Below are 8,398 nucleotides of genomic sequence, written 5' to 3'. Positions count from 1 at the left end.
GAGCCGGCGCAGCCCGCCGCGCAGGAGGCCCCCGCCGAGCCCGCCCCGGCCCAGCAGGCCGCTCCCGCGCCCCAGTCCTCCGAGGGCGGCGAGGAGATCAAGCTCCCCGCGCTCGGCGAGTCCGTCACCGAGGGCACCGTGACCCGGTGGCTCAAGTCGGTCGGCGACACCGTCGAGGTCGACGAGCCGCTGCTCGAGGTCTCGACCGACAAGGTCGACACCGAGGTCCCCTCCCCCGTAGCCGGCACCGTCCAGCAGATCCTCGTCCAGGAGGACGAGACGGTCGAGGTCGGCACCGTGCTCGCGATCGTCGGTTCGGGCGCCGCCCCGGCCGCGGCCCCCGCGGCCCCGGCCGAGCAGCCCGCCCAGGAGGCCCCGAAGCAGGAGTCCGCTCCCGCCGAGGCGCCGACCGAGGCGCGCACGCCCGCGAGCGAGGCGGACGTCCCGGCCCAGGCCGCACAGGAGGAGACGCCTGCCCCGGCGACGAGCGCCCCCGCTCCCGCCGCCGAGAAGCCGGCCGCGCCGTCGGCCCCGGGTGCGACCCCGGCCCCGGCCGCCAAGGCCGGCGGCACCTACCTCACGCCGCTCGTGCGCAAGCTCGCCGCGGACAAGGGCGTCGACCTGTCGACCCTCTCGGGGACCGGCGTCGGTGGCCGCATCCGCAAGGAGGACGTCCTCGAGGCCGCCCGCAAGGCCGAGGAGGCCAAGGCCGCCCCGGCCGCCGCTCCCGCGGCACCCGCAGCCGGTGGCGCACCGAAGAAGGCCTCCGTCCCGGCGGTCTCGCCGCTGCGCGGCACGACCGAGAAGACGAGCCGCCTGCGCAAGCTCGTGGCGAGCCGCATGGTCGAGGCGCTGACGACGCAGGCCCAGCTCACGACGGCCGTCGAGGTCGACGTGACGCGCGTCGCCGCCCTGCGCAACCGTGCGAAGGCCGACTTCAAGGCGCGCGAGGGTGCCAACCTCACGTTCCTGCCGTTCTTCACGCTCGCCGCGGTCGAGGCGCTCAAGGCCTACCCGAAGATCAACGCGACCTTCGCCGAGGACGAGATCACCTACCACGGCCAGGAGAACGTCGGCATCGCAGTCGACACCGAGCGCGGCCTCGTCGTCCCGGTGATCAAGGACGCGGGCGACCTCAACCTCGCCGGCATCGCGCGCAAGATCTCCGACCTCGGCTCGCGCACGCGCGCCAACAAGGTCGGGCCGGACGAGCTCGCGGGCGGGACGTTCACGATCACCAACACCGGGTCGGGCGGCGCCGTCTTCGACACGCCGATCGTCCCGGTCGGCCAGGTCGCGATCCTCGGCACGGGGACCATCACCAAGCGCGCGGTCGTCGTCACGGACGCGGACGGGAACGACACGATCGGCATCCGTTCGACGTGCTTCATCTTCCTGTCCTACGACCACCGCCTGGTCGACGGTGCGGACGCCGCGCGCTTCCTCACCACGATCAAGAACCGCATCGAGGAGGGCGCGTTCGAGGCCGAGGTCGGTCTCTGACGCTTCGCGTTCCCTGACGCACGCCGCGAGGCCCCGACCAGCAGGTCGGGGCCTCGCGGCGTTCCCGCGACCGGTCCGTGCGTCGAGCGGCGGGGAAGTTCCCGGTCACGGGTGCGCGGTACCGTCCCGGACCCGTAGCGTGACCCCATGGACATCGTCGTGGCGGGCTCGCACGGATTCATCGGTGCCGAGCTGCTGGAGCGGCTGCGCGAGGACGGCCACCACGTGCGCCGGCTCGTCCGTCGCGCCCCGCAGACCTCCGACGAGCACGAGTGGGACCCCGACGCGGGCGTCCTGGACCCGGGCGTCCTCGAGGGCGCCGACGCCGTCGTCAACCTCGCCGGCGCGGGGATCGGCGACCACCGCTGGACAACGGAGTACAAGCGCACCCTGGTCACCTCCCGGACCCGGACCACCGGCCTCCTCGCCCGGACCATGGCCGGTCTCGACGCGCCGCCGCCCGTCTGGGTCCAGGGCTCCGCCATCGGCTACTACGGCGACCGGGGCGCGCAGGTGCTCACCGAGACGTCGGCGTCGGGCGACGGCTTCCTCGCACGCCTCGTCCGGGAGTGGGAGGCCGCGACGGCACCGGCCGAGCAGGCGGGCGTCCGCGTCGTGCACGCCCGGACGGGCATCGTGCTCTCCTCCGAGGGCGGCGCCCTCGGCAGGCTCCTGCCGCTCCTGCGCCTCGGCGTGGGCGGTCGGCTCGGCCCCGGCACGCAGTACTGGAGCTGGATCACGCTGCGCGACGAGGTCGACGCGCTGCGCCACCTGCTCGCCTCCCCCGTGCACGGGCCGGTCAACCTCTGCTCCCCCCACCCCGCCACGAACGCGGAGATCACCCGCGCGCTCGCGCGAGAGCTCCACCGCCCCGCCGTGGTGGCCGTCCCGTCCGTGGCACTGCGCGTCGTGCTGGGCGAGCTGGCCTCGGACATCCTCGGCTCCCAGCGCGCCCTCCCGACCGTGCTCGAGGCGAGCGGGTTCACCTTCTCCGACCCCCTCCTCGACGACGCCGCCCGGCGGGTCGCGGAACGTCGCTGACGCCCTGCCCCGACGGCCGACCGTGCCGAGCCGAGCCCGCGACGGCACCCGTCACCGCACCTCGGCGACGCGCCACCCGTCGTCGGTCCAGCGGAGCACGAGCACGACGGTGGTCCGCGGGGTCGCGGGCACGTGCAGCTCGCTGTCATCCGTGCGCTGCCGGTGCGCGCTGACGGCGTAGTCGACCTCGACCACGGCGTCGGTGGGCGCCGCGCCCGCCCCCGTCGGCGCGGGTGACCAGTCCTCGCCGAGCCGGGCGTCGACGACCTCCGCCCGCGCGTCGAGCACGTCCACGCCGTCGAGCGCCTCGAGCACCGCGGTGTCGCGGACCTCCGCCGACGATCCCCCGACCACCACGGACGACAGGTCGCCCGTGCCCTCGGTGAGCAGCGCGAGGCGGAGCGCGGTCAGCGCGCGAGCGGCGCCGGCCGGGTCGCCGGGGTCGAGCACGGCGTCGGCGTCGACGTCCGCGTCCGGCTCGACCGCGGCGGTCGCCGCCCTCGGCGCCGGCTCGTCCGCGTCGGGCGTCGTCGTGCGGGAGGGGCCGAGGAGGACCAGCAGCGCCACGAGCACCGCGCACCCGACGAGGATCCCCCCACTCGTGGCGATCGCGCGGACGGCCCGCCGCCGTCGCGTCCGGGCACTCCGGCTGCCGGTCCTGGTCCCGCCGCGCGCGGTGTCACCGCTGGTTGTCGACCCCCTGACGCCGGGCCGCCCGGTCCGTCGGACGCCGAACGCACCCGCGACGAGACGCGCGGCATCGGGCATCACGACCGGACGCGGCTCCACGGCGTCGTAGCAGCGCGCCGCGAAGGTCCCCGCAGCGGGGCGCGCGGAGGGTTCGTCGCGCAGCGCGACCGCGAGCTCGGCGTGCAGCGCCGCGAGATCACGCGCCTCCTCCGGGTCGGCGGTCACCTGGTACGACGGGTGGCTCGACGCCGGAGGCGGCACGAGGTCGAGCACGAGCCGCGCCAGGTCGCGGACGTCGTCGGCGGGCGCACCGCTCGAGGGCGTCAAGGGCGGGCGCAGCACCGCACGACCGCTCGACGCGACCACGACGCACGCCGCGTCCAGGCTCCCGTGGGCGCGGCCGTCGCGATGGAGCGCGGCCAGGCCCTGGGCGACCGGGACGAGCACCGTGACCGCCTCCGCGGCCCGGAGCGGTTCCCGTGCCGCGACGAGATCGTCGAGCCGCAGTCCCTCCACGTGGTCGGTGAGGACCACCAGCGACGACTCCCCGGCCTCCACGACGCCACGGACCGCCACGAGGTGCTCGTGGGGCTCGGAGAGGGCATGCAGGTGCTCGACCAGCGCGGCACGAAGCCCCGGTCCCTCCGGAACGTCCAGCCGCGCGGCCTCGCACACGGACCCGGCGTCGTCGTACGCCACCACACCGCCGGGCGCCCCGGGCTCCCGACGCACCGACCACCCCGCCGCACCCAGCACGGGCACCAGGTCCCCGACGGTCTCCAGGGGCGGTCGCGCACGGCGCGAGGTCGACGACGGCATGACTCATCTCAGCGCACGGAGGACCCCCGCGTGCCGTTGTCCACAGGCCGGATCGCGGGACGACCGACCTCGTGCGCGCCCGCTCCGGTCTCGAGCCCGGCCCCGAGGGCGGTCAGACGTCGAGGAGCCGGCCCTCGCGGGCGCTGCGGCGGGCGGCGTCGAGGACCTCGGCGGTCCGCACGGCGTCGCGCGGGTCGACGGGGACGGGACCCCCGTCGAGGATCCAGGCCGCGACGGCTCGGTAGAAGTCGGCGTGCCCGCCCGTGGCCTGCGGGACGGGTTCGCGCTCGCGCCCGCGCGTGACCCAGCCGAGCGTGCCCTCGGGCGCGGCGTCGTCGAACACCTCGAAGGGCGAGGCGTCGTTCTCGAAGGTCGTCACGACGAACGCACCGGCGGTGCCGAGCACGCGCGTGCGCGGCCCCGGGGCGCCGACGACGGAGCCGGCCCAGAGCCGGCTGACCACCGCGTTCCCGTCGGCGTCCGGCTCGTGGTGGAGCACGAGGAACACGTCGTCCTCGGTCGGGGTGGTGTGCGAGCGCAGCTCGGCCCACACGCCGGTGACGCGCCCGAAGAGCTGGGTCGCGGAGTCGACGAGGTGCGGCCCGAGGTCGAGGAGCAGGCCACCTCCGACGAGGTCGTTCTCCTTCCAGCGCTGCTGCGGCACGGGGCGCCACCGCTCCCACCGGCGCTCGAACGTGTGGACGCGACCGATCTCGCCGCGGTCGAGGACCGAGCGCAGGGTGAGCTGCTCGGGGTCCCAGCGGCGGTTCTGGAAGACGGTGAGGGGTGTACCGGTCTCCTCTGCGGCGGCGACGACGGCGCGGGACGCCGTGGCGCCGAGCGCGAGCGGCTTGTCGACGACGACCGGCACGCCGGCCCGGGCGAGCGCGGTGGCGTGGTCGGCGTGCAGGGCGGACGGGCTCGCGACCACGACGACGTCGTAGGCCGTCCGGTCGGCGAGGAGCGCGTCGAGGTCGTCGTGCAGGTGCACGTCCGGCCAGTCCTCGACCGCGGCGGCGCGGCGCTCGGGCGACCGGACCACGACCGCCGTGACGACGTGCCCGGCCTCGCGGACGAGGCGTGCGTGGATGCCGCGGCCCGCTCCTCCGTACCCGACGATCCCGACCCTGAGCGTGCGTGCGGCGGTGTCCATGGCGACCAATCTAGCCGCGCCGTCGACCGGTACCCGCGGGGTCCTGCGGAGTGGTCTGAGCACTCTCCGCGACCTGGCAGAATGTGCGCGTTGGTCCGGTATGGAGCGCTGCGTACCGTCTCGCGCGGGTCGGGCCGAGAATCGGTTTCGGGAAGGTCGTCCCTTGAGCACCACGAGCCGCCGCGTCCCTCGTCGGAGCGTCCTGCGCTACGTCCTGATCGCGTTGGCGGTCGCCATCGTGGTCGCGAACGTCATCAACCAGCAGTCGGTCGCCGCCGACGACGAGCCGGAACCCGCCCGGGGCAGCGCGCTCGAGGCGCTGGCGCGGCTCGAGGTCGTGGGGCCCGGCCCGGACACGGGCTACGAGCGGGAGCTCTTCGGTCCCGCGTGGGCCGACGTCGACGGCAACGGGTGCGACACCCGCAACGACATCCTGGCGCGCGACCTCACCGACCTCACCTTCTCGACGCGGGGCGAGGTCTGCGAGGTGCGGACGGGCACGTTCCAGGACCCGTACACCGGCGAGACCATCGACTTCCGCCGCGGCAACGCGACCAGCATGGCGGTCCAGATCGACCACGTGGTCCCGCTGATGGACGCGTGGCGCAAGGGCGCGCGCGCCTGGGACGACGAGACGCGTCGGCAGTTCGCCAACGACCCGCTCAACCTGCTCGCGTCCGACGGCCCCGCGAACCAGTCCAAGGGCGCGCGCGACGCGTCCGCGTGGCTCCCCCCGAACCACGCGTTCCGCTGCCCGTACGTCGCGCGGCAGATCGCGGTGAAGACCGCCTACGAGCTCTCGGTGACGCCGTCCGAGTCGGAGGCGATGGCGCGCGTGCTCGAGGACTGCCCGGCCGAGCCCGTCCCCGCGGGCTGACCCTTCTCCCCCGGCCCCCGGTCGGCGCGCCCGAGGGCGCTCGGCCACCAGGCCCGACGACCGACGTCGTGCACGAGCGCGGGCACCAGCAGCGACCGCACGACGAGCGTGTCGACGAGGACGCCGAACGCGACGATGAACGCGAGCTGGGCGAGGAACAGCAGCGGGATGATCCCGAGCGCGGCGAACGTCGTCGCGAGGACCACGCCTGCGGACGTGATGACCGACCCGGTGACCGCGAGACCGCGCAGCACGCCGCGCCGCGTCCCGACCCGCAGGCTCTCCTCCCGCACGCGCGTCATGAGGAAGATCGAGTAGTCGACCCCGAGCGCGACGAGGAAGCAGAACGCGTAGAGCGGGACGGCCGGGTCGGCGCCCGGGAAGTCGAGCACGTGGTTGAAGACGATCGCGGCGACGCCGAGCGCTGCGCCGAACGACAGCACGTTGGCGAGCATGAGCAGGACCGGCGCGACGATCGACCGCAGCAGCAGGATGAGGATGAGCAGGATCACGGCGAGGACGACCGGCACGATGATCCGCAGGTCGCGCTGGCCCGCGAGCTGGGTGTCGAGGCGCTCGGCGGCCGCGCCGCCGACGACGGCCTCGGGCGAGACGTCGTGCACGGCGTCGCGGAGCGCCGAGACCGTCTCCACGGCCTCCTGGCTGTCCGAGGGCGCGTCCGTGGTGACGTCGACGCGCACCTGCCCGTCGGCCACGACCGGGTCGCCCTGCGCGGGCGCGCCGGGGGCGACGGCGGGCTGGTCCGTGACGGGGGTCGCCGCGGCGACGCCCTCCGTGCCCTCGGCCGCCGCGACGACCGCGTCGAGGTCCGCCTCCGGGGCGATGACGGTCGCGGGCTGGGCAGAGACCCCTTCGAAGTGCTCGGTGAGCGCCTCCTCGCCGGCGACGGAGTCGACGTCCGCGAGGAACACCTCCGAGTCGCCGGTGCCCTCGGCGTCGAGCGTCGGCACGAACGCCGCGCACGCCGCGAGCACGAGCGCCGTGACGACCCACACGCGCCGGTCGTGCCGCCCGACGAAGCTCGCGACGCGCGACCACACGCCGTGCCCCTCGACGCTCACCGCGTCGTCGCTCTCGACGGTCGCGGGCTGCGCGTCCGCGGCGCCGCCCTCGTGCTCTGCGTGCGCGCCCTCGTACCGGGGCATGCGCGGCCAGAACAGCGCGCGCGACCGCTGGCCCGCGACGAGCAGGAGGGCCGGCAGGAGCGTGAGCGCGGCGACGAACGCCGCGGCGATGCCGATCGCGGCGACCGGACCCAGGCTGCGGTTCGACGACAGGTCGGACAGCAGGAGGCACAGCAGGCCCGCGATCACCGTCCCGGCGCTCGCCGCGATCGGCTCGACGGACGCGCGCACGGCGCGGCGCAGCGCCGTCGTGGTCGAGCGGACGAGGCGCAGCTCCTCCCGATATCGCGCGACGACGAGCAACGAGTAGTCGACGGCGGCGCCCACGACGAGGATCGAGAGGATGCCCTGCGACTGCCCGTTGAGCGTGAGGATGTCGGCCGCGGCGAGGTGGTAGACGACGAGGCCTGCCAGCGTCAGGGCGAGCACGGCCGTGAGGATGACGAGGAACGGCAGGATCGGCGACCGGTAGACGATCGCGAGGATGACGAGCACGGCGCCGAGCGCGACGAGCAGGAGGACGGTGTCGATCCCGCCGAACGCGGTGACGAGGTCGGCGACGAACCCGGCCGGCCCCGTGACCCAGACGTCGAGCGAGGTGCCCGCGAGCCCGCCCTCGGACGCGTCCGCGGCGGCGAGGTCGCGCAGCGCGCCGACCGCGAGCTCGCTCACGCTGTCCTCGTCGGCGCCGATCCGGTCGGACGCCACGGAGGCGTCGAGCGAGACGACGACGAGCGCCGCCTCTCCGTCCTCGGACGGCACGACGACGGGGTCGGCGACCGAGACGTCGCCCACGGTCGCGGGCTCGTCGCCCGAGGTGCCCTCGAGCGGGGCACCCGGCACGGCCTGCGCGTAGGCGTCGAGCGCGGCGAGGTCGTCGGGCGTCAGGGCGCTGCCGTCGCCCGTGGTCGCGACGACGAGCGCGGGGAGCGTCTCGGAGTCCGTGAACTCCTGCGCGACCTCGGCGGCGCGCGTCGACTCCGCGCTCGCGGGGAGGAACGCCGCGGCGTCGTTGGTCTGCACGCTGCTCAGGCGACCCTGCGCCTGGCCGCCCAGTGCGCCGATCGCCATCCACAGACCGATGACTGCGACAATGATCAGTCCGCGGAGGAACCCGCCCGTCCTATTGCTCAGCATGCTGAGGAATGGTGCCATGGTGGAGGGAGGAAT

Annotated in this window: 6 protein-coding genes; 3 read left to right on the top strand and 3 right to left on the bottom strand. The window is 75.1% G+C overall.

From position 1 onward, the window contains the following. Both sucB and CCE02nite_RS17320 read left to right on the top strand, forming a co-directional pair. A partial coding sequence (gene sucB / locus CCE02nite_RS17325) for a 2-oxoglutarate dehydrogenase, E2 component, dihydrolipoamide succinyltransferase (protein ID WP_141390855.1) occupies nucleotides 1-1,503 on the top strand: 1,503 nt, incomplete at its 5' end. Nucleotides 1,504-1,650: 147 nt separating this feature from the next. Continuing rightward, the gene (locus CCE02nite_RS17320; protein ID WP_141390854.1) at nucleotides 1,651-2,544 is read left to right on the top strand and encodes a TIGR01777 family oxidoreductase; all 894 of its coding nucleotides are present in this window, start codon (nucleotides 1,651-1,653) and stop codon (nucleotides 2,542-2,544) included. 51 nt (nucleotides 2,545-2,595) lie between these two features. Here CCE02nite_RS17320 and CCE02nite_RS17315 read toward each other — a convergent pair whose 3' ends face one another. Together CCE02nite_RS17315 and CCE02nite_RS17310 are read right to left on the bottom strand one after the other, a co-directional pair. Continuing rightward, nucleotides 2,596-4,053, bottom strand: a complete 1,458-nt coding sequence (locus tag CCE02nite_RS17315; RefSeq protein WP_141390853.1) for a protein kinase family protein — start codon at nucleotides 4,051-4,053, stop codon at nucleotides 2,596-2,598. A 112-nt stretch (nucleotides 4,054-4,165) separates the two neighbouring features. Further along, entirely contained in the window at nucleotides 4,166-5,206 is a 1,041-nt protein-coding gene (locus CCE02nite_RS17310; protein WP_141390852.1) for a Gfo/Idh/MocA family protein, read from the bottom strand. A 163-nt stretch (nucleotides 5,207-5,369) separates the two neighbouring features. On the opposite strand from CCE02nite_RS17310, the gene CCE02nite_RS17305 reads away from it, so the two are divergent. Continuing rightward, the gene (locus CCE02nite_RS17305) at nucleotides 5,370-6,083 is read left to right on the top strand and encodes an HNH endonuclease family protein (RefSeq protein ID WP_255318937.1); all 714 of its coding nucleotides are present in this window, start codon (nucleotides 5,370-5,372) and stop codon (nucleotides 6,081-6,083) included. Here CCE02nite_RS17305 and CCE02nite_RS17300 read toward each other — a convergent pair. Further along, nucleotides 5,996-8,365 (bottom strand): MMPL family transporter, encoded by a 2,370-nt coding sequence (locus CCE02nite_RS17300; RefSeq protein WP_170227366.1) that lies wholly within the window; start codon nucleotides 8,363-8,365, stop codon nucleotides 5,996-5,998. The genes CCE02nite_RS17305 and CCE02nite_RS17300 overlap by 88 nt on opposite strands. Nucleotides 8,366-8,398 lie beyond the last annotated feature (33 nt).

It is taken from the genome of Cellulosimicrobium cellulans (genome assembly GCF_006539945.1).
GTDB classification, from domain to species: domain Bacteria; phylum Actinomycetota; class Actinomycetes; order Actinomycetales; family Cellulomonadaceae; genus Cellulosimicrobium; species Cellulosimicrobium cellulans.
Note: the sequence above shows the minus strand (reverse complement) of the source record. Positions and strands in the feature narration are given on the sequence as shown.